The organism is Hymenobacter bucti (assembly GCF_042681145.1).
In the GTDB taxonomy this organism is placed as follows: domain Bacteria; phylum Bacteroidota; class Bacteroidia; order Cytophagales; family Hymenobacteraceae; genus Hymenobacter; species Hymenobacter bucti.
The window spans coordinates 16,052-36,955 of sequence record NZ_JBHUFD010000005.1; the positions used below are offsets into that span (position 1 = coordinate 16,052).

The window sequence follows — 20,904 nt, forward strand, 5'->3', positions numbered from 1 at the left end:
GGCTAATTAAGCTTAGCCTCCTCTCTGACTACTTTATTTTCAACTCTTAATTCACCACAAGATGCCCTGCGGTAAGAAACGTAAACGTCACAAAATCGCCACCCACAAGCGCAAGAAGCGCCTGCGCAAGAACCGTCACAAGAAGAAGTAATCTTCTGACTTCGTGCGGTGTAGGGGGCGGGGCAACTGGCCACAAGCTAAGTGCCCGTCTATCTCTCACGTAGCCTCCGCCACGCGGACGACTAACGTGGTGTGCCGGCTGGTCTTGCATTGCGAGGCCGGGCCGTGGCTCGCGAGGGGAAGCTGGGACACTCTTGGTCCTGGCTTCCCTTTTGCTGGTTTCGGGGCAATCCATGTCGGCAAGGCCGGCCAGGGGCTATTTTAACAACCTAAAACGTTGAGCAATGAATTAATAATCAATTCGACCCCCGAGGGTGAACGGATTGCCTTGCTCCAGGATAAGCGGCTGATTGAGTACCACTTCGACCGCAACGACACCAACTATGCAGTGGGTGACATCTTCCTGGGCACCGTGCGCAAGGTGATGCCGGGCCTCAACGCGGCTTTTGTGGATATTGGCTCCGAAAAGGACGCCTTTCTGCATTACGGCGACTTGGGCGAGCAGTACCCATCCCTCAACAAGTGGGTGAGCGGCGTGATGAAGCACCAGGCGCAAAGCGCTGGCCTGGAGAAATTTACCCTGGAGCCAGTCCTCGAAAAAGTAGGTAAGGCCGATAGCGTGTTCAAAAAAGGACAGGCTATCGTGGTGCAGATTATCAAGGAGCCGATTTCGACTAAGGGCCCGCGGGTGAGCACCGACATTTCGATGGCGGGCCGCTACCTGGTGCTGATGCCCTTTAGCAACACCATCAGCGTCTCCAAGAAAATAGTGAGCAAAGCGGAGCGCGACCGGCTCAAGCGGCTCATTGCCAGCATCAAGCCGGAGGGCTTCGGCGTTATCATCCGCACCGTGGCCGAAGGCCACGAGGTAGCTGAGCTCGACCGCGACATGCAGAGCATGGTCGAGAACTGGGAAACGCTGTACACTAACCTGCGCAAGGGCCAGCCCCGCGATAAGGTCCTAGGTGAGCTCGGCCGTACTTCGTCGATGCTGCGCGACATGCTCAACGAGTCGTTTGACTCGATTGTGGTGGATACGCCGGCACGCTTTGAGGAAATGCGCGACTACGTGCAGAAAATTGCCCCCGACCGCGCGGGGCTGGTGAAGCTGCACAACAACAAAGCCAAGGTATTTGAACACCTAGGGATTGAAAAGCAGCTCAAAACGCTGTTTGGCAAGACCGTGAGTGTGCCCGGCGGCGGCTACCTCGTGATAGAGCACACCGAGGCGCTGCACGTGGTAGACGTAAACTCGGGCTCGAAGAGCAACCAGGAAAACGACCAGGAGGCCACGGCCCTCATGATTAACCTACTGGCGGCCAAAGAAGTAGCTCGCCAGCTGCGCCTGCGCGACATGGGCGGTATCATCGTGGTTGACTTCATCGACATGCGCGCCGCAGAGAGCCGCAAGAAGGTGGAGGACGCGGTGTACAACATCATGAAGCAGGATAAGGCGAAGTTTACCATCCTGCCCATCACCAAGTTTGGGTTGATGCAAATCACCCGCCAGCGGGTGCGCCCGGCCGAAACCATCATCACCGGCGAAGTATGCCCCACTTGCGGCGGCACCGGCAAGATTTCGGCTTCCATTCAGGTAACGGACGAGATTGATAACAGCATCGACGACCTACTGCTCAACCAGAACCAGACGGGTATTACGCTCTTCGTGCACCCGTTCCTGCACGCGTTCTATACCAAAGGCCTGGTGAGCCGCCAAATGAAGTGGTATCTCAAGTACTACAAATGGGTGAAGGTGATGAAAGACACCTCCCTAGGTCTCACCGACTTCCGCATCGAGGACGAGCACGGCGAACAGATAGAACTACACTCGGCCGCCGGCGCCATGGCCCGCGCCCAAGACCGCGAAATCATCGCAGATTTAACTGATTAAACGGATTGCGCAGATACGCCCGCCTGCGGCGGGCTGACTATCCGGCCGAATTGGAAATAGAAAGAGCCGCCTTTTTAGGCGGCTCTTTCTATTATCGCATTGCCTACACTTCTCTGTTCAGCTAGCCAGCCCGCCGCAGGCGGGCGTATCTGCGCAATCCGTTAAATCCGTTTAATCTGCGATTAGAATTTGAGGCCTAGGTCGAGGGCGAAGACGCTGTTTTTGATGTTGACGTCGCTGAATTTACGGTCACGCTCGAAGTAGCGGTCGAAGTCGACTAGGCCGTGGTGGTAGCTGAGGCCGGCGAGCAGCTTGGTGCTCTGGCCCAGCTGGTACTCGACCCCGGCCCCGCCAATGATGTTGGCGTCGATGTCCAGGACGTGCTTGCCCGCCTTGGTTTGAGTGTTATTGTCGTAAGGGTCAGTATAATACTTCTCGCCGTTGATGCGCACCTGCACCGGCACGGCCAGCGAGCCGCCCACCTGGAAATAGAGGCGAGTATCGGGGGCTACCTCATTGGTGAAGAGCTTGACCGTGAGCGGCAGTTCGAGGTACTGCATGGCTATTTTTTGCTCGACGCGCACGCCCGTGGCCCCGCCCGCCGCGGTTGAGCGGTCGTTGTAGCCGATGGTGCCGCCTTTACCGGTCAGAAATAAGCCGGTGTTAAAGGCATAATTTTCGCCGAAGAAGTAGTCCATAAAAATACCGCCGCCGAAGCTAAGCTTCGCCTTTTCGGAGGTGAACGACGTGCTGGCTGGCGAATCGGGGCGCAGGTAGGCAATGGATGGCGATACCTTGAGGCCGATTTCGACTTGGGCAAAGGCCGCAGGCGCTACTGCCAGCGCAGCTATGGTGAGGAATATTTTTTTCATAAAGTGAAATTGGAACGGCTATTAGGTAGTTGGCGGTATAGCACCACGTTGGAAAAGTGTAATTTTACGCGAAAGTAATCTAGCCTTGAAAATATCTCTCTATCCCAAAGCCCTGCTGCTGGCGGGCGGTGCTCTATTAGCCGGCTGCCAGCAAAGCGAAGAAGCCGGCTGCCGGCCCGACCCCGCCGCTACTGCCCCTGCGGCGGTGCTGCCGCTCAAGCACTTGGAGCACGCCTTTTTCCAGATTAAAAATCCGGCCCAAGGGTTGCAATTTTTGCAAGCTAACCCGGCCTTTGCGCGCTATTATTTACAAGTGGGGCAGGCGCCTTCGGCCAGTGAGCTGGCGGGCAACCTGGCCCAGCTCGCCACTAACCCCGACCTGGAGAAGCTGGCGCGCGAGACGGCAACGGCCTTTCCCGACTCGGCGGGCCTGCAACGCGACCTAGGCACGCTGTTCGGGAAAGTGAAGTACTATTTCCCAACTTTCAAGACGCCACCCGTGGCGGCCACCTATGTGAGTGGGCTGCTGGGCAAGGACATCTTCGTGAACGATAGCCTGCTGGTTCTCAGCCTCGACTGGTACATCGGGCCCAAGGCCAGCTACCGGCCCGACCTGCCGGGCTACATGCTGCGGCGCTACCGCCCGGCCAACCTGCTACCTACGTTGGCCACGGCCGTGGCGGGCAAGTACGTGCCGCGCAAGCTCACGGCCCCATCGGTGCTTGATGAAATGATAGGCCAGGGCAAGCGCCTGTACTTCGCGGGCCAAGTGCTGCCTTGCGCACCCGACACGCTGCTCATGGGCTACACCCAAAAGGAACTGACGGGCCTCAAATTCAATGAATCCAAGGTGTGGGGACATTTTCTGGAAAACAATATTCTTTACGCCACCACGCCGTTTCTAATTCAGAAATACGTGGCTGAGCGCCCCAACGTGCCCGAGATTGATGCCACCTGCCCCGGCCGGGTGGGCCAATGGCTAGGCCTGCAAATCATCCGCAAGTACATGGCCGAGCACCCCGGCGTGACCCTGGCGCAGCTCATGGCCCAAACCGACGCGCAGCGCATCCTGAACGAGTCGCACTACCGACCGAAAAAAAGTTAAGAGTTGAGAGTTACGAGTTGGCCCCTGCACAACTCATGACTCTCAACTCTCAACTCTTAACTCCTAACTCCTTTGCACGTCGCCGTTTTCAGCCAGTACCACACCAGCCCCGACTGCCCGGCCACTAGCCGGCACTACACGCTGCTGACTGAGCTGGCGAAGCACCACCGCGTGACGCTGCTGACCACGCCCGCTTGGCGCAGCCAGCAGTTGACGCGGGAGTTTGCCTGGGTGCCGCCGGGCGTGGAGCTGCAAGAAGCCGCCGTGCCCTACGACAATAAAATGGGGCCGGCGCGCCGGGCGCTGGCCTTTGCGCAGTATGCGGCGTGGGCGGTGCGGGCCGGCCAGCGCATTGCCCGGCCCGATGTGGTGTGGGGCATCAGCACGCCGCTGACGGCGGCGTGGGCGGCGGCGCGGGTGGCGCGGTACTGGCGGGTGCCGTGGGTGTTTGAGGTGCAGGATTTGTGGCCATCGTTTCCGGTGGCGATGGGGGCCGTGCCCACGGCGCTGGCGCGGCGGCAGCTGTTTGCGCTGGAAAAACGGCTGTATGAAAGCGCGGCGCACATCGTGCCGCTCTCGCCCGACATGAGCCGCTACGTGGCCGACCTAGGGCTGCCCGCGCATAAAATCACGACGCTGCTCAATGGCACCGACCTCGACCTGGCGGCCCGCGCTACGCCCGACGCCGTGACAGCCCTGCGCCGGGCGCAGGACCTAGGCGGCCAGAAAGTAGTACTCTACGCCGGCACCTTTGGGCGGGCCAACGACATGCCCACGGTGGTGGCCGCCGCCGAAGCCCTGGTGGCCACCGACCCGGACGTGACCTGGCTATTTCTGGGGCACGGTTACTATGCGCCGCTGGTGGCGGCGGCGGCGGCCCGCTGGCCGGGGCGCATTCGGCTGGTGGGCGGGCAGCCGCGGCACGCGGTATTCAGCTGGTTTGCGCTGGCCGATGTGGCCGTGGTGTCCTTTTTGAACTTGCCGGTGCTCGACGCCAACTCGCCGGCCAAGCTCTACGATGCGCTGGCCGTGGGCACGCCGGTGGTGGTCACCAACCAAGGCTGGACCAAGACGCTGGTCGAGGAGCACGGCTGCGGCTGGTATGCCCCGGCCGGCAACGCGGCCGCGCTGGCCGCGCAGCTCCGGGCGGTGCTGGCCCAGCCCGCCGCGCGGGCCGCGGCGGGGGCGCGGGGCCGCCAGTTGGCCCTCGGGGCCTTCGACCGCCAGCGGCTAGCCGCCCAAATGCAGGGTATTTTGACCGCCGCCGCGGGCGGGGCAACCGAAGCGTTCTAGCTAGGCTGGACAGTTTAGGGCGCTAAATCGAAGGAGCTGTTGGTGAGTGCGATAAGGCGTCTGGTAGTCGATGCTAGCGGGCAGACGTCCGTGCATACAGGAATTCAGAATACTCGGCGGCGCTGGCTTGAGCTTCAGTCAAATCGGCAAAAACGGGCCGCTCACGGACTTCGAATACTTCGGTCCTGGAGCCCGACCCTAGATGTCCGGCCTGTGCATTGGTCTGGCAGTAGCCGCGGCAGCTCTGCGAGCGCAGGTGGTCCCGGGCTGAACCTAGGTGGGCACCGCTCAGAACTGGCCCGTGCCCTGGAATCAGAAGTTTCCGACTCGGGTCGATGACCCGCGCCTGGTAGACAGCAGCAACTCTATTGCCGGCTGCCTGGACATGATATTCCTCAACAACCAACCGTTGAAACAGATAGGCCGGGTCATCGACACCCCCTACGGCTCCGCCACCTATTTTCATTCCAGCAACAATACCGCGGCCAGCGCGCGAAGGGCTCAGTGTTGAGTGGTCTTCTTCATCAGGCTCCAGAGAATGGGCGGCATCCACCGCCGCAGCGTCGCCTTGGCCGAGTGAATGCGGCGCGGCGCAATAAAGACCGAAATTGCGCGGTCCAGGTCTTGCTCCAGCAAAGGTGTGCCGGTGTAGAAATATGCGGCCACCGAACGGCGCGGCCGGTCGTCGGCTGCCTTGAGCGGCGTGGGGTGGCCGTGGAAGCTCGCCGGACCGTGCGGCATCAGCAGCGTGCGGCCGAACTCGGGCTGCACGGTGGTCACGCAGCGGCCTTCCTTCGCATCCCACAGCTCCAGGGCCGAACCCCATTCCGGCTGCCAGCCACGGTTCAGGTAGGTGATGAACACCATTTCGTTTTTCAGGCCGGTCTTCGGGTGGCGGTCGAAGTCGCGGTGTATCGCAAAGCTGCCGCCCGTGCGGCTTTCGTGCAGCCCGCCGCCGTGGCGCAGCGGGTCAGGAATGAGGTGCGGGGCGCCGCTCACGTCGGACAGCCAAGTGGTAAACCAGCCGGAGTTGACCAAGTCGAAATACAGCTGCGATGCCGGGCCAATTGCGGCGCCCGGCACCGAGCGCCGGGTGCGCTCGTAGCTGCTTTGCACGTCTTGCCAGCCCGCGGCGCGGTGGGTGTCGAACTCCTCCAGCACCAGATTCAGCAGGTCGGGATTGAAAAGGCCCTCGACTACTAGATGCGGAAACGGCACGGCGGCGCTCAATTGTGCACGCAGTCGCTGCCGGGCCTCGGGCGTAAAGAAGGATAAATCGACCAGTTCGTCTAGGCAGAGGCTGGTGCCGCGAATAGTGACGCAGTCTACCTGCATGGCCTCAGCAAGACCGGAGGGCGGGGGGGCATTTAGAGTCGACGTCGTAGCAGGCACCACAGATTGTAAAACAGTACTCATAAGCGTGGGTGATAAGGGAGAAAAAACGCAACAGAAGCAGTCGGCACGGCTGAAAGGGGGCCTACCTGGTACCCGCCCTCCCCAGCGCCTGGCGGCTAAGCCCCCCTGGCAGGTAACCACTACTCAGCCGCCAGGCCGAGCGGGGGCGGTGCCCCACCACCCGCCCAGGTAGTAGGAGCGGGCGGTAGGCCGCGCAGCGGTGCTGTCGGGAGTCGTTAGTTAAGGTGCGAGCATCTGAGGCCGACGCGAGGAAGTAGGAGCGCTAACAAAAAACAACACGACGCTGCATTGCAGATGAAACAAAGCACTTGATTATCAGCAAGAATTACTTTCTCAAAGGAACGACTCCACCCGCTCGTGTGCACCTGGATTAATACGCGTTTATGAAGCGGGATACCCGCAATTTTATCTCCGTATATATTCGATAACTTCCGTATTTATTGCGGAAAGGCTACGGTGTTCCAGCTAAACTGGACAGCTTAAGGCGCTAGGCTTAATAGCTGTTGGTGAGAGCAATATGTCACCTGACAGTCGATGCTAGCGGGCAGGCGCCCGTGCGTATAGCCGCCAAATACTCGGCGGCCGGCGTCGAGCGGCTCTCGCCAGCTAGGCGCAGGGCCTCGGCGCGGAAAGCGGCAGCATAGCGCCGACGTGCAGCAGATTGGGGCTGTCTTTCCTGACATGCGGCAGGTAAAGTCCTGTGCTGGCCACATTTACCCGGCCACTTCCGACGCCCCGCTAGCCCTAGGGTGCCCCGGGCCCCGCGCCCCAGGGCAAGCACCCTGGCCACTGCGCTTAGTACGTAGCCAAAACGCGTGAAAGGCGGAGCAGCACCTCCGGATAAATCGGTAATTATTGCTAAATAGCTAGTTATGAGTGCCCTATTGGCGAGCCGCGACCAGGGCGCTCCCGTTAACTAGGTGTACTATTATTTCTTATGCAAGTATCAACTGCCTTCACTTCCTTTTCCTTCGATACGGTTATGTTTGACCATGTGAAAACCTTCGCCGACTTATTTGAGCTCAAGCTGCAAGGCCTGTACGACGCCGAGAAACAACTCGTAAAAGCCCTCCCCAAGCTGGCCGAGGCGGCCACCGACCCCCAGCTGCGCATGAGCCTCGAAAAGCACCTGCGCGAAACCAAAGGCCAGGTAGCGCGCCTCGAGCAAGTGGCAGCCAGCCTCCACCTCGACCTCGACGGCCCCAGCTGCAAGGCCATGGAAGGCCTCCTCGAAGAAGCCGACCTGCTGCTATCGCTCAACACCAGCGATGAAGTGATGGATGCCGCCATCATCAGCGCGGCCCAGGGCGTCGAGCACTACGAAATAGCCCAGTACGGCACGGTGGTGCATTTTGCCAAGCGCCTGGGCTACGCGCCCGAAGCCCTGCTGCTCAGCAGCAGCCTGGCCGAAGAGAAGAATGCCGACGAAACGCTCAACCAATTGGCCATCAACTCGGTCGATGAAAAGGCCCTGGGCTAGCCGCCAGCTTCCGCGGGCTGGCAACGCGGGCTGGCCCCGGCCCCGGGGATAAGTACTGAGCGTACTTATCCTAAATAACCGTCAAAAAACCAGTAGTTTACCTACAGCGAGCGCCATACTTGCCGCCGTAAAGCAGTAGCCACCTAGGGGCCTCCTGGGTGGCTATTTGCATCGGCAGAGGACGCTTCTATGGTTTGGTTGACGCTATTTTTTGGGACTTTTTTCGGGCTCTACGCCCTCATACTGCTGCGGGCGGCCTGGCCCCGGCCGGCGCTGCCGGCCCTCACGGATTTTCCGCGGGTGAGCATCCTGGTGGCGGCCCGCAACGAGGCGGCGAACATTGGGCGCTGCCTCGAATCGTTGGCGCGGCTCAATTACCCGGCCGATAAGCTCGAAATTCTCATCGGTGACGATGCCTCGACCGATGGCACCGCCGCCGTGGTGCAGCGCTTCATTGCGGGCCGGCCGCAGTTTCGGCTGCTGCTGGTGCGGCAGCAGCTGGGCACGGCGCGCGGCAAAGGCAACGTGCTGGCCCACTTGTGCCGCGCCGCCACGGCCGACTACTTTTTGCTAACCGATGCCGATATGGTGCTCAGCCCCGACTGGGCGCAGGCCATGGTGGCCGCCGCGCCGGCCGGGGTGGGCATCGTCACGGGCATCACCACCGCCGAGGGGCCACTGTTTGGGCGCATGCAGGGGCTGGACTGGCTGTTTGGCCTCAACCTTATTAGGCTGCTTACCGACTGCGGGCTGCCCATCACGGCGGTGGGCAATAACATGCTCGTGACCCGGGCGGCCTACGAGTCCATCGGCGGCTTCGAGGCCCTGGCTTTCAGCATCACCGAAGACCTCCAGCTTTTTCAGCAAATAGTGGCCCAGGGCTGGCATTATCGCAACCTCATCGAGCCGCGGGTGCTGGGCATTTCGGCGCCGCAGCCCACCCTAGGGCACCTGCTGGGCCAGCGCAAGCGCTGGATGAAGGGCGCCGGCCGCCTGCCCTGGCAGCTCGGGGCGCTGTTCAGCTCCTACGGGCTGTTTTACACGGTGCTGGGCTGGGCTGGCTTGCTCCCGCTGAGCACCATTTTGCTACTGTACGCGGGCAAGGTGCTGTGCCAAAGCCTGTTTCTGGCCATTACGCTGCGGCAAGCGGGGCACCGCGAGCGCCTGGGCGTGCTGCTCCTTTATGACGGCTACCTGCTGCTGATGTCGCTGGCGGTACTGGCTTACACAGTGTGGCCCGGCGCCATCGAGTGGAAGGCACGCCGCTATACCTGGGCCGAAGGCTAGGACCTAGGGCAACATTTTTTGGGTTTTTTAAAGCTAAGCCGCCCGCGCAGCGCCCGGCCGGCCCGCCTGCTAGTTACGCCCAGCGCAAGCTGGGCACTGGCCTTCTTCTTGGCTAGCTCGGCTATAACAACTGGTTGGAGAGCCTACGTAGCTACTAGTATAATTTACTAAAGCTCAGCTATATACTAAGCAGACTTTGGTGATATACTTCTTAGCACCAGCTCTCATGAATGATTCCTCGACCGCGCCCCACCCGGTGCGCACCACGCTGCTCGTATTGCTAGGGCTGCTGGTGGTCGGTGGCGGCATTACCTACTTCGCCACCGACCGCGGCAAGGCCCTGCTACCTACCCTAGAGCAGCCCACGCTCAACATCAGCCAGATTACCCGCGAGCGCCTCAAGGGCCAGTTTAGGGTGAAGCTGCGCAACCACACGCCCATCGACCTCAAGGTTGACAGCCTGCGCTACGAGGCCCGCGTGGAAGGTAAACGCCTGGCGCAGGGCCACAAAGCCAGTCCGCTCGTGGTGAAGGGCAACGCGCTCAGCAGCCTCGAGCTGCCCCTCACCCTGAACCTACCCGAAGTAAAGCACGCGGCCAAAACGGCGCAGCGCGACTGCGTGACCGTGCAGCTGCACACCGTGCTCTACGCCAACCTGCCCGGCGCCGGGCCCACCGAAATACCGGTGGATGTGCGCAAGCGCGTATACATCCCGAAGCTACCCAAAATAGAAGTGGCCGATGTGGACATTACCAAGCTCGGCCTGAATAAGGGTGAGGCGACTGTGAACCTGCGCGTGACCAACTACGAGTCCATTCCTTTTACCGTGAAGCAGGTGAGCTACCGGTTTCGGGTGGAGGATGACCTCGACGTGAAAGGCCAGGAAACCAAGGACGTTACCTTCAAGAAGAAGGGCACCGAGCTGATGCCCATCCACGTGAAGTTTCAGCCGAAGAAGATGCCTAAGGTGCTGTTCAAAACGATTTTTAAGCCCAAGAAAACAGACTACACACTCACCGGCACGGCCACCGTAGCCGCCGGCCAGGCCAGCACCCGCGATGCCACGATGCACTTTAATAGCAGCGGCACCATGAAGGACCTAAAGGAGCTCGCCAAGGGCGCGAAGGACAAGTAACCAGCTCTATGGGCCACCTCCTCCGCCCAAAACTCTAATTCAACATCCCCTTTTTTCTGATGCCCCTCCACCCCGAGCTAGACAAAAAGCTACGCAAAATTTACGAGCCCCGCACCACCATCAACGATGCGTTTAAGGGCTACGACATCACCTTCGTGACCAACGAGCACGGCGAGCCCATCCTGCTGTTTTTTGGCAAGCGCCGGCCCGATGGCCTCATTGCCGGCGAGCGCTTCACGCGCACCATCAAGCGGCAGCCTGGCAGCCTGGAAGTGAAATCCAGCCACTGGGACAACCAAGGCAAGATTAGGTAGGAACAACGTAGTAGATAAGAATACTACTCAGGACTCTTCCCTAGAATCCCCATTGCGGCAGCGTAAAGCGCTGGCCTTTGGCCAGCAGGTGCAGGCGCAGGTCGCGAATGGAGAAGACCTCGCCAGGGGCGATGTCGTAGATGGTGTTGCCGGTGCAGTCGTGGCCGTCGAGCAGTACCACAATGCCGTTGCCGAGCACCTCCAGCTCGCGGCCTTTGGTGATGAGCACGGCCGTGTCTTCTTCGAGCCCTAGGCCGATGCAGCCGGGGTTGGTGGCAATAATCTGGGCCATGCGCACCATGCGCCCGCGCTTGATGAAGTGCGTGTCGATGGCCACATCGCGCAGCAGCTGCAAGCCGGTGGTGATGTGAATCTCATCCTTGAGAAAGCCGGCATCGTTGCGGCCCTGGTAAATCATGGGCGTGCTCATGGCCGCGGCCCCGGCGCTGGTACCCGCAATAATGATGGGCTCGTGTAGGTAGCGCTCGCCGAGGCGGGCCAGCAGGGCAGTGCCGCCGAGCAACGCCGTGAGGCGCAGCTGGTCGCCGCCCGTGATGAGCACCCCATCGGCCCGGTTGATTATGTCGAGCGCCTCGGCACTGTTGGCTTGCTCGCGGCTCTGGATATGAAGCACCTCAATGCGCTCGACACCCAGCGAGGTGAACACTTCGATGTAGTCCTGGGCCGCTTCTTCGGGCTCTTCCGACGCGGCCGGCAGTATCACCACGGTGCGCTGGCCGGCGAGCTCTTCCACAAAGCGTTGCAGAATAAACTCGGGCGACTTGTCCTCCGCTTCGTCGGTGGCGCTGGTGGCGTGGCGCTTTTCGTGGCCGCCGATGGCGAGCAGGCTGCCCTTGGGAATAATGGGTTTGGTAGGCATAAGGACTAAAAAAAATGGAGGACCGGTCCGCATCAGCCCGCCGAGGTTGATTGCCGCACCTAGGTGCCGCAGGGCCACGGCCGCAGCTTACCGCGGCCGGCTCTCCAGTCCATCGCTACCGCCAGGGGCGGCCGCAGCAAGGACTCGCTTTTTCTTAACGGCCAGCCCCCGGGCCGGGCGGCGCTAGAAATACGGATTTTGACCTTCGGTTAACCCGTATTCGCAGCGAAGCGGGCGCGGTAGCCCGGGGCGGGGACGGCTACCGCACCTGCTCTTTTACTCCTCGCGGAAAATGGCCACGTAGGGCGCGGCCTCGCCCACCCGGTAGGCGCGGCGCATCACGTTGGTGTTGAATTCCAGTGCGATGCGGCCCTGGGGGTCGATGGCAATCATGCCCTTGTCGCCGCGTAGTAAGTCGTCGTGCAGCCCTAGGGCCGCCTGGCAGGCTTCGGCCAGCGGCAGGCTCTTGTACTTGACCAGGGCGCACACTTCGTGAGCCAGCGCCCCGCGCATGAGCACTTCGCCATCGCCGGTGCACGACACGGCGCAGGCGTCGTTGGTGGCGTAGGTGCCGCCGCCCAGCATGGGGCTGTCGCCCACGCGGCCCTTGGCCTGGCCCTCGATGCCGCCGGTGCTGGTGGCCACGGCCAGGTTGCCGGCCAGGTCGAGAGCCACGGCGCCCACCGTGTCGTGGCCCGCCGGGGCCGCCTCCTGCTGCGCCAGCTCGAGCCACTGCGCGCGGGTTTTGGCGGTTTGGAAGTACTCGGGGCCGGCCACCGGCAGGCCACGCTGGAGGGCAAACTCTAGGGCGCCCTCGCCGGCCAGAAATACGTGGGGGCTGTGCTCGAGCACCGCCCGCGCCAGGCTGATGGGGTGCTTCACGTACTTGACGCCGCCCACGACGCCCGCCTTCAGGGTGCGGCCGTCCATGATGGCGGCATCCAGCTCGGCTTCGCCCTGGCGGGTGAGGCTGGCCCCGCGCCCGGCATTGAAGTGCGGGTTGTCTTCGAGGCTGCGCACAGCGGCTTCTACGGCATCGAGGGCCGGGCCGCCCCGGCTGAGAATGAGCCAGCCCGCGTGCAGGGCTTCGCCGAGGCCCACGCGCTGAAACGCGGCTTCTTCTTCCGATAGCTCGCCGGGCTTCATGGTTACGGCGCCGCCGTGCAGCACAATTGCGTAGGTATTCATATACTACCGATGGGGATAGGCTGCCATAATTGCCCGCCGCCCTGGGGCAGGCACTGCAAACGGAAATAGCCGCGCAGCAAGTGGCCTTCAAAGCAGAGGCGCAGCACGCCCTCTACCAGGTCGGCGGGCAGGCTGGGCTGGAGGCCCGGGTGCGCCGGGGCCAGCTGCAAAGCGCCCGTGTCGAGGCGGGTAAGCGGGCCGCCCACCGAGGTGGCCGGCAGCTGCCACAGCAGCGCGGGCTGCTTGAGCAGATGCTTGAGGGACAGCGGAATAATCCAGTGCGCCAGGCAGCCCTGCGCATCGGCCAGCGACAGCTGGTGGTAGTGCGGGCTGGTGTGCGAGCGCGACACCTCAAAAGAAACTCCGGGCGAAAGCGGCGCAATGGCCGCCCTAGGTAAGGAAACGGGGCTCATGTATCAGGTGGGGAGGAAGTGACCAGGGCTTCTAAACGGCTCATTCCCAACTCAGCGTTGCTCGGTAAACCCTGATTTTTGGTCTGCGTAGGTCGCCCGGCGGCCTCCGTATTTTTACGGGGCGGCCAGCTTAGTTTCCTAGGTAGGCTACTGAGTGTCTGTTGGCTAAAAAACCCGTTGCTTAGCACCAAGCAGCCTGTTTTTAGCAGTTTTAATGGGCCACGACGCGGGCCGGGCGGCGAGGGCCTGCGCCCCCGGCACCCACCGGCCGGGGTGCGGCAGGCGCAGGCCGGGCCGGCGCTGGAGCCGGCGAGCCGCCGCGCTGGTAGGTAAACTCCAGAATGCAGCCCTTGCAGCTGGTGCCCTTCGGGTCTTCCTTAGATGGCCCCGACGTGACGGACGCGCTGTCGGTGGCTAGGTACAGGCGGCGGCTATCGGGCGAGAGGGCCACGTCGCGGTAGCGCACGGGCGCTTTAAAGTACATGAGCGTGTCGCCCACCACGCGGGTGCCGGTTGCATTCAGGCGCAGGCGCACGAGCTTGCCGTGCTTGAGGGTGGGCAGCAGCAGCGAGTTTTGCCAGCCCGGAATGGCCGCGCCCGTGTACACGGCCAGGCTGCTAGGTGCCTCGGAGGGCCATTCGGGCGCCTCGGCGTGGCGCTTGGTCTTGATAAAAAAATCTTTCAAAAACGCGTTCGTGTTGGGGTATAGCGTCTTGATGGGGTCGCGATACGTGGCGCCCATGGCTTGGGCATTGGCCTTTTCGCTGCCGATGAGCGGGTAGGTGGTGTACCAGGGGCCGGGCAGCGTAGCGCGGTCTGACACGCTGGCGGCCAGGCCGTCGTAGTTGCCATCGTTGTAGCCCAGCACGAGCGGGTGGCCGTAGTTTTTGCCCGGCTCGATGAGGTTGATTTCGTCGTCGGAATAAGGGCCGTGCTCGCTTTCGTACATATGCCCGGCGCCGCCCACCACGGCGTAGGCCAGGCCCTGCGGGTTGCGGTGGCCGATGCTCCAGACGGCGCTTTGGTGGCGGGCCGCGCCGTAGGGGTTGTCGTTGGGCAGCCACTGGTCGGCGGGGCCGGCGTCGGCATCGGGTGTGAGGTTGAAGCGCAGAATCTTGCCTTCGTAATGGCTGGGCTGCTGCGCGTGGTTGGGCCGGCCGCCGTTGTCGAACTGCCCGGCCCCTAGGTCGCCGATACTATAAAAGAGGTAGTCCTTCCCTCCCACCGGCGCAATGAGCAGCCGGCCACCGTTGTGGTCGCTGCTGCCGGGCAGCGTGTCGCAGAGCACCACGGGGTGCGTCAGGGTTTGGGCGGCCGCCTGGTACTCGTAGCGCACCACCCGCGTGGTAAAAAAGTAGCCGCCGTAGTTGGGCGCACCGCCCTTGCCGCGCTGGCCGGCCCCGGCAAAGCGGTAGAGATAAGCCAGGTACACGTAGGGCTGGCCTTGCAGCAATTGCGGGTGCAGGGCCAGGCCCATGAGGCCACCCTGGGGCCAGGGCTTGCCGCCGTCCAGCGAGTCGGCGGTGCGGTCGTAGCGCGGAAACTGGCGCTCGGGGCTGAGGTCGAGCAGCACGGTTTTGGTGCCGGTGGCCGGGTCGAGCCGGCTCACGCGGTAGCCCTTGGCTTCGGTTAGCCAGAGGTGGTTGTCGGGGCCGTAGGTGAGTTCCCAAGGGTCGCTGAGCTGCCGCGCCAGCACGCGCCGCCCAAATACTTCACCCTGCGGGCCAGTCACGGTTTGGGCCACCGCACTACTGGTTACTACTAAACCAATCAGAATAATCGCTGCACGCATAATCTAGGGGAGGAGAAACGCTGAGCCAGCTTAACCAAGGCTGCCCAAACTAAACTAGTCCTTCTATACGGAGCCCAGGAGTGCGTAAAATACGGATTTAGCGCCTTATAACTACTGAATGTAGCTAGTGGCGGCTGCTGGCTTACGGTAGTAAAGCAGAAGTATTGAAAAGCAAGACCCCAGTCGCAACGAGTGCAACTGGGGTCCTAATTCAATTAAAAGCTAGCGAACGCTATTTGATTTTGATGCGCTTGCCGTTGCTTTTTACTTTGGTGCCGGGGGCGGGCTGGATGAGCGTGGTGCCCTTATCCTTGGTTTTGGTCGACATCACGTTGGGGTCGTTGGTTGTCGTGGTCGATTCCGTCGTCGTAGTCGAGGGCGTAACCGTTTGGTCTGGGGTGGTAGCAGCCGGCGTCGTCGTGGTTTGGCGCGTCGTAGTCGTGCTGGTTTGGGCGTTGGCCGAGTAAGCCCCGGCGGTGAGCATGGCAGCTAGAATGAATATCGTTTTCATAAACAGGAACGGTCTTCAAGTTAAAAGTATGCAGCGCCAGCAATTAACTGGCGCCGGCGAAGTGTCGCGGGGTACTATACGGTAGCTCAACAGCAAAAGTTAAACCCAACCCTCGCCATCTCTTTCTCCTGCCAATGTTGTTTACCCATTGGACTTGTTCCTAAATTAAAGGTCTTGTAAACGAGCGTCGTGCTCAACGCAGGGAAGCAGCTCTACCGCACCGCTTAACGCTGCGGTAGAGCTGCTTCCCTGCGTTGAGCATGACCCGTTCTTGGGTGTTTCTTAATTTGGAAACAAGTCTGGCAAATAATTACGTCGCGCAGCATTTCTTCTGCCATGTTCTACGCCTTAACCTCCTACGGCTTAAGGTCCTATGTTGCCGGAATGTGGCACTTGAGCACGTCCTTAGCAGCTGTCGGGCAGCACGTGGTGGCCGCCGCCTGGGTAGGCTGCGGCGCACTACTCATTACCTAGCGATTCAACAAAAAGCAGGTGGCCGCAGCAAACACCTCCCTAAAAAAAGAGGCCGTGCTACAGCACGACCTCTTTTTAGTAACTCAAGAACTAGCTGCCTAGTCTTGCAGAATAAGCTTGGTGGCTTTGCTCTGCTTGCCGGCTACGAGGCGCACCATGTACAGGCCCGGGGCCAGCGGGCCGCGGCTGAACTCGTGGGAGAAGCTTTCGCCAGCTTCGCCGCTGCCTTCGGCCACTACGGCCACCCGGGCGCCCTGCATGTTTATCACTTCTAGGCGATAGCTGCTGCTTTCGACGAGGGTAAAGTCGAGCGTGGTGCGGGCGTTGGTGGGGTTAGGCGAAGCGGTCAGCTGCAAAGCCTGCGCCACTTCGTCGCCACCAGCCTGCAAGGAAGGGGTTGCCTGCTTGTCGCAAGCGCCCACCATGTCGCCGTGGCCTAGGTGGTCGGCCACGCCATCGGCGCCGATGCACAGTGCCTTGCCTTTGTGGCACACCGTTACTTTATCGAGCTTGTTGCCGCAGCGCACGTCAATCACGTTGATGGTAACCGAAGCCGTGCGGGTGCAAAGGGAGGCATTAACCGCCGTGACGGTGAAGGTGTAGCTGCCCGCGGCGGTGGGCGTAAACACTGGGTTGGCGATAGTCGGGTTGCTGAGGCCCTTGGCGGGCGACCACGAGTAGGTGAACGTGGGGTCGCCGCTGGCCGTGAGGGTCACGCTCTGGGCACCGTAGCCTAGGTAGATGGTTTTGGCCGCGGCGCCGGTGAAGCCAGCGTTGGCGGGCGATACCGTGATGGTGGGCGACGAGCAAGCGTACACGGGCGGCAGGTCGAAGCTCTCGACCTGGTCGGTGCGGCTGGTGCTCAGGCCCTGCTTGGCACTGAAGCCCAGGCCACGGCGGGCAAATACTTTCCAAATCAGCTCCTGGTTGGCGCCTTTGTTGATGGCCACGTCAGCGGCCAGAATGGCGTCGCGGGCATCTACGAAGCCGGGGCTGCACGGCTGCAATTTCAAGCCCTCAATCACCAGGGCCATGGCTTTGTTGTTGCCGCCCGTGCCTTTGTACAGGTCGGCGTCGTAGCCGTACTTGTCAACCAAGGCCCAGTTCATATCCCAAATCATGGTGGCCCACACGAAGCCAATGCCGTGGGGTGCCGCGATGGCGGCGGTGTTGTTGGTAGCGCCGTAGGTGAAGTTGTTCACCGCAAAATCGGTGCTGTAGGGAGCAGGACGAATGCCCCGGGCGGTGGTGGGCTGGCCCGACGCGTAGGTGCCGATGCCCCGCGACTTAGCGCCCGTGTCACCGGGCTTGGTGGTCAGCATCAGGCCGAACCAGTCGCTCCAGCCTTCGCCGGCTTGCTCTGCGTTGCGCAGGCAAGCCACGTTCAGGCCCCCGCCGGTGAGGCGAGTCGAAATGCCGTGGCCATACTCGTGGGCAATGATGCCGTTGTCGAAGTCGCCGTCGATTTCCGGACCCGAGCCGCTGTTTTTCAGGGCCACGGTCACTACCGTCTGAGCATTCAGCAAATTCCGAATGGTTTGCCCATCGGCCTGGCTAATCATCACGGCCGGAATCACGATGGCCGGCAGCGCGGTCGTGGGCGTGCCGCCCATCGAAATGGGAGCGCCCGGCGCGTTGTTGATAACGACTACGGCAATGGCGCCGGCTTTCTGGGCGTTCTGCACCTTGTCGGCAAAGCCGCAGGTGCCGCGGTACACCACCGCGATGTTGCCGCTGATGGCCGCGCCATTCAGGTACGGGCCGCAGCCTTCCTCGCTGAGGGCCGTGGTGGCTGGGGGTGTGGTTTGGGCCAGCACGAGTTGGCCAGTTACCGGCACTGCGGTCAGTGGCCGGCTAAAAGTGCCTTCTAGAGCCGGGTAGCTGCCCGCAATGCCCGCGGGGGTCGTTACCTGAAACAGGTTGCGGTCCGGAATGCCGCTCCACAGGTACATCTGCATGCGCGGCGCCACGCCGTCGCGGGGCGTCGAGAAGTTGGCGTTGTTGCGGGTAGTCACGCCGGGCGGCGGCACCGGAATGTTGCGGCTGTCTTGGGCTTCGGCCAATACGGGGTCGCTCCCGAGCCGGCCATTGGCGAAGTTGTCGAGCTGAAAGTTGGCGCTGCCTTCATCAAAGCCATACTGGTACCACACATCATGCATGATGTTGCTCCAGTAAAAGAGGTTTGTGGTGGCCGCGTCGCGGTAGGTTACCGGCTGCTGCGTCAGGTCTAGCGGGAAGTCAAAAACCAACCCCGCGCCCCCGTCCGGGCTGTAGTTTGTGGCGAAGCTGTTGTTGTTGTTCGGGTCCTCATAGGCATACACGTTGTTGCCCCGCGTGGTGGTGAAGTTGCCACCCGGCGCGTAGTGCCACCCTTCGGGCGAGGCTAGTGGGTCGGCGGCGTCGGCGCCCACCAGCACGCGCGGCCCGTGGCTGGGGCTTTCCGTCACTAATGGGAACACGCGGTAGGTGCCCGTGGCAGCCGCGGTGGCCACCGCGGCCGCGAAGTTGAATGCGGCGGGCTTCGTAGCCGCTGACGCGGAATACTGACCTAGGGGCACGCCAGCGGGCCCATCGTTGTCAAACTCGCAGTGTACTACCAGGTTGTCCTTTTCCAGGAGTTCGCCCGTGGCGGCATCCACCCGAATCTCCCACCAGTTTTGGGCGCTCAGCTCGTAGATAGATACCTCCCAGGCCAGCCGCAGGCTGCCGTCGGCGAGGGGCTGGTACACGAGCTTGGCCGTAATGGGCTCCAGCGCAATGCCGGCGGTCGAGAAGACTGTTTCGCCGTTTTTGGCGCCAGTCTGCTTTTGCACGGCCAGGTCCTGCTTCAGCGCGAGGCCTACGTGCCGGGCCGCGGCCGCTACGGCCGCCGGGGCCGCGAGCGGGGCGCTTTGGCGCGCCGCCACGCGGTGGCTGGCGTCTTTCTGAAAGCGGTCGCCCACGTTCAGCACCTCGTCATCCTTGGTCAGGTTCACGTTGCTCACCGCATTGTGAATCTCGATGCCCTGGTAGCGCTGCTGCAGGTAGATGTGCTTGACGCCGCTGTTTTTAGAAACCGACTGTCCGCTCAGCACGACGTCGGCCAGGTCGGTGTCCGTCAGGCGGAGGGCTTGCTTGTTTTTGCGCAGGTGCTCAAGAGCCGCCTGGGGCACTACCTCGGTGGGCGCGGGGGTTTTGCTTTGGCTATAAGCCGAATAGCTGCCGCCCAGCAGGACAGCCGATAAACCAAGTCGTGTGGCAATGGGTATGAGTTTTTTCATGGACTTTTAATAGCGTGAGTAGTAACATCGCTCTAAAAGTATAGAAGCTTAATAACATTCAACTCATTTTTTTAATGATTTCTTCATAATTCAAAAATATAATTATTTGAATGTACTAACAAACTTACATTAATAACCTAATCCTTAAAAAAATACTAAAGCGCACGTTAGCAGCGGCCAGCAACTTAGGAAATTTGCTCACGCGCCATTTTACTTTAGCAGCCAAATTATTTACCCAAAAGCCTACCTCAAACGCCCGCCGCAGGCCAGCCCCACCGCGTTTTGACACCGCCACGGCCGCCTATCCAGCTAAGTAAAAAGCCCAGCTTGAAGGCCGGGCTAGTTGGGGGCTTGCCTGCCGAAGCACGACAAACTAATAAGCGCATTAATACTCTCTAGACCAAAAGATAGCACCCTAGGAAATTGGTACCTTCCGGAGAATGCCCTCAATTAAATCCTGGGTGCGTACGCCGTCGGCCTCGGCCTCATAGGTCATCAGGATGCGGTGGTTGAGCACGTCTAGCGCCACGTCCTTGATGTCTTCAGGCAGCACGTAGTCGCGGCCGTCGAGGTAGGCCACGGCGCGCGAGGCGCGGTGCAGCGCGATGCTGGCGCGCGGGCTGGCCCCAAACTGCACGGCCTGCGCAAACTCGGGCAGGTCGTAGTCGGCCGGGCGGCGGGTGGCGAACACCAGCTCGATGAGGTACTTCTCGAGGGTATCCGAAATCTGCACCTGGTTTATCTGGTCGCGGATGCCAAAAATGTCCTCCTTGGTTAGCACCGCCTGCACGTCGCCCTTGAAGCCTAGGTTAGCCATGCGGCGCATCACCTCCAGTTCGTCGGCTTTTTTGAGGTAGTCCACGTGCACCTTCAGCATAAAGCGGTCGACCTGGGCCTCGGGCAGCGGGTAGGTGCCTTCCTGCTCCACGGGGTTTTGAGTGGCTAGCACCAAGAAGGGTCGGTCGAGGATATAAGTCGTCTCGCCAATCGTGACCTGGCCTTCCTGCATGGCTTCGAGCAGGGCGCTTTGCACCTTGGCCGGCGAGCGGTTGATTTCATCGGCCAGCACGAGGTTGGCGAAGATGGGCCCTTTCTTAACCTCAAAAACCGACTGGTTTTGGTTGTAAATCATGGTGCCCACCAGGTCGGAGGGCAGCAGGTCGGGCGTGAACTGCACGCGCTGAAAGTGCAGGTGCAGCACCTGCGCCAGCGTGCTTACCGTGAGCGTTTTGGCCAGGCCCGGCACGCCTTCCAGCAAGATGTGGCCGCCCGTGAACACGCCGATGAGCAGGCGGCTTACCAGGGTGCGCTGGCCCACCACCACTTTTTCCATCTCGGCAAAGGCCTGGCGAATGAGGGGGCGGTAGTCGGGGGCGGAAGTGGGCTGCATGGGGCAAAATAACGGCCTGTAGCTTGGACTTTGCAGTCTAGGCGCGCGCGCAGCCCGCATTCCGCGTCAGTAAACGTTCACCC

16 protein-coding genes are annotated in these 20,904 nt (G+C 61.4%); 7 read left to right on the top strand and 9 right to left on the bottom strand.

Features of this window, described 5'->3' with window-relative positions; all coding sequences use genetic code 11:
* Nucleotides 1-397: 397 nt before the first annotated feature.
* Nucleotides 398-2,011: an Rne/Rng family ribonuclease gene (locus ACFSDX_RS12310; RefSeq protein WP_382313833.1), complete on the top strand. Its 1,614-nt coding sequence runs from the start codon at nucleotides 398-400 to the stop codon at nucleotides 2,009-2,011.
* Nucleotides 2,012-2,193: 182 nt separating this feature from the next.
* Here the strand turns inward: ACFSDX_RS12310 and ACFSDX_RS12315 are convergent, their stop codons facing one another.
* Nucleotides 2,194-2,883: a porin family protein gene (locus ACFSDX_RS12315; protein WP_382313835.1), complete on the bottom strand. Its 690-nt coding sequence runs from the start codon at nucleotides 2,881-2,883 to the stop codon at nucleotides 2,194-2,196.
* A gap of 112 nt (nucleotides 2,884-2,995) precedes the next feature.
* On the opposite strand from ACFSDX_RS12315, the gene gldB reads away from it, so the two are divergent.
* On the top strand, nucleotides 2,996-3,988 hold the full coding sequence (gene gldB / locus ACFSDX_RS12320; protein WP_465262256.1) for a gliding motility lipoprotein GldB: 993 nt from the start codon (nucleotides 2,996-2,998) through the stop codon (nucleotides 3,986-3,988).
* A 72-nt stretch (nucleotides 3,989-4,060) separates the two neighbouring features.
* A complete protein-coding gene (locus tag ACFSDX_RS12325; protein WP_382313840.1) occupies nucleotides 4,061-5,281 on the top strand; it encodes a glycosyltransferase family 4 protein in 1,221 nt (406 codons plus the stop codon).
* Nucleotides 5,282-5,782: 501 nt separating this feature from the next.
* Here ACFSDX_RS12325 and ACFSDX_RS12330 read toward each other — a convergent pair.
* A complete protein-coding gene (locus ACFSDX_RS12330) occupies nucleotides 5,783-6,616 on the bottom strand; it encodes a 2OG-Fe(II) oxygenase (protein ID WP_382313842.1) in 834 nt (277 codons plus the stop codon).
* 1,018 nt (nucleotides 6,617-7,634) lie between these two features.
* Between ACFSDX_RS12330 and ACFSDX_RS12335 the strand changes: the two genes are divergently transcribed.
* From ACFSDX_RS12335 to ACFSDX_RS12350, 4 genes are all read left to right on the top strand, one after another.
* The gene (locus ACFSDX_RS12335; protein WP_382313844.1) at nucleotides 7,635-8,177 is read left to right on the top strand and encodes a YciE/YciF ferroxidase family protein; all 543 of its coding nucleotides are present in this window, start codon (nucleotides 7,635-7,637) and stop codon (nucleotides 8,175-8,177) included.
* Nucleotides 8,178-8,375: 198 nt separating this feature from the next.
* Nucleotides 8,376-9,464 (top strand): glycosyltransferase, encoded by a 1,089-nt coding sequence (locus tag ACFSDX_RS12340; RefSeq protein WP_382313846.1) that lies wholly within the window; start codon nucleotides 8,376-8,378, stop codon nucleotides 9,462-9,464.
* 226 nt (nucleotides 9,465-9,690) lie between these two features.
* Nucleotides 9,691-10,599 (top strand): LEA type 2 family protein, encoded by a 909-nt coding sequence (locus ACFSDX_RS12345; protein WP_382313849.1) that lies wholly within the window; start codon nucleotides 9,691-9,693, stop codon nucleotides 10,597-10,599.
* 59 nt (nucleotides 10,600-10,658) lie between these two features.
* The gene (locus tag ACFSDX_RS12350) at nucleotides 10,659-10,913 is read left to right on the top strand and encodes a hypothetical protein (protein WP_382313851.1); all 255 of its coding nucleotides are present in this window, start codon (nucleotides 10,659-10,661) and stop codon (nucleotides 10,911-10,913) included.
* A gap of 40 nt (nucleotides 10,914-10,953) precedes the next feature.
* Here ACFSDX_RS12350 and ACFSDX_RS12355 read toward each other — a convergent pair whose 3' ends face one another.
* The 7 genes from ACFSDX_RS12355 to ACFSDX_RS12385 form a co-directional block, all read right to left on the bottom strand.
* Complete coding sequence (locus tag ACFSDX_RS12355) at nucleotides 10,954-11,793, bottom strand: cyanophycinase (RefSeq protein WP_382313853.1); 840 nt, start codon at nucleotides 11,791-11,793, stop codon at nucleotides 10,954-10,956.
* Between the two features lie 276 nt (nucleotides 11,794-12,069).
* The gene (locus ACFSDX_RS12360) at nucleotides 12,070-12,981 is read right to left on the bottom strand and encodes an isoaspartyl peptidase/L-asparaginase family protein (RefSeq protein WP_382313855.1); all 912 of its coding nucleotides are present in this window, start codon (nucleotides 12,979-12,981) and stop codon (nucleotides 12,070-12,072) included.
* Nucleotides 12,978-13,394, bottom strand: a complete 417-nt coding sequence (locus ACFSDX_RS12365; protein WP_382313857.1) for a hypothetical protein — start codon at nucleotides 13,392-13,394, stop codon at nucleotides 12,978-12,980. Before ACFSDX_RS12365 ends, ACFSDX_RS12360 begins: the two co-directional genes overlap by 4 nt.
* 211 nt (nucleotides 13,395-13,605) lie before the next feature.
* Nucleotides 13,606-15,186 (bottom strand): PQQ-dependent sugar dehydrogenase, encoded by a 1,581-nt coding sequence (locus ACFSDX_RS12370; protein ID WP_382313859.1) that lies wholly within the window; start codon nucleotides 15,184-15,186, stop codon nucleotides 13,606-13,608.
* 232 nt (nucleotides 15,187-15,418) lie between these two features.
* Nucleotides 15,419-15,697 (bottom strand): hypothetical protein, encoded by a 279-nt coding sequence (locus ACFSDX_RS12375; RefSeq protein ID WP_382313861.1) that lies wholly within the window; start codon nucleotides 15,695-15,697, stop codon nucleotides 15,419-15,421.
* Between the two features lie 572 nt (nucleotides 15,698-16,269).
* Nucleotides 16,270-19,431 (bottom strand): T9SS-dependent M36 family metallopeptidase, encoded by a 3,162-nt coding sequence (locus ACFSDX_RS12380; RefSeq protein WP_382313863.1) that lies wholly within the window; start codon nucleotides 19,429-19,431, stop codon nucleotides 16,270-16,272.
* A 415-nt stretch (nucleotides 19,432-19,846) separates the two neighbouring features.
* Nucleotides 19,847-20,821 carry an AAA family ATPase gene (locus tag ACFSDX_RS12385; RefSeq protein WP_382313865.1) on the bottom strand — a complete coding sequence of 325 codons (975 nt, stop codon included), beginning with the start codon at nucleotides 20,819-20,821 and terminating at the stop codon, nucleotides 19,847-19,849.
* Nucleotides 20,822-20,904 lie beyond the last annotated feature (83 nt).